Source organism: Vaccinium witches'-broom phytoplasma str. VAC (genome assembly GCF_000309405.1).
GTDB lineage: Bacteria > Bacillota_I > Bacilli_A > Acholeplasmatales > Acholeplasmataceae > Phytoplasma.
The window spans coordinates 1-754 of record NZ_AKIN01000192.1; the positions used below are offsets into that span (position 1 = coordinate 1).

General features: G+C 27.1%; 1 protein-coding gene. It reads right to left on the bottom strand.

Annotation, left to right across the window (positions count from 1 at the left end):
- Positions 1 to 493: hypothetical protein (locus tag RI68_RS02870; protein ID WP_017193733.1), on the bottom strand; the 493-nt coding region annotated here is incomplete at its 3' end.
- Positions 494 to 754 lie beyond the last annotated feature (261 nt).

The following is a 754-nucleotide window of genomic DNA, read 5'->3' on the forward strand; positions in this document are numbered from 1 at the left end:
TTTTATAGTTAGTTTTCATGGGTTTATGATATTTATCTAGCTTTTGAGGGTCTAATTGATATAACTGTAAAGTTTCTAACTTATTGACATCAATTTTTCCAATTAATTCTTTGATGATATTTTTAAATTCATTTTTATAATTGATTTGGAAGATATTAAATAGATATTTAAGGGGGTTATTTTGGCTTTTAAGCGGGGTTAAATCAGAAAGTAATAGTTTACTATTACTAGAAGAGAAATTATCATTAATTAGGGTGATTTTCGTTTGTTTCATTTCTTCTAAGATGTGAGGATCGACAAAGAGAGTTTGGTTTTTCGGTCGATAATTAGCTTCTTGGTAGGTATTTTTCTTTTTAGAATGAGAGATAATAGTGAGATTAATTAAATCTTCTTTTAATATTTTTAAAAAGTTTTTAATTTGGGTTAAATCGTTAGGGGTGGTTTTCGTGTTCCAGCCCCCAATTCTAATTTCTTGACTAGTGTCGTTTTTCATCTTTTTTCTCCTTTTGTTTGGTTTGTTATAAAAATAAAAAACCCCGAATTTGCGAAAAATAAAATCGCAAAATTTAGTGTATATGCGCTTATTTTGGGGTATGTTAATGTTATTATATGTGTAGATGTTATATATTTTGTTATAAAAAAATAATTTAACTAATTACTTCAACTTTGTCTTCACCAAAGAAATGAACCGCTAAATCCACGATAATTTTCTTTTTGGCCTCTTCATAACTGATATATGGATCTAAAAAACATT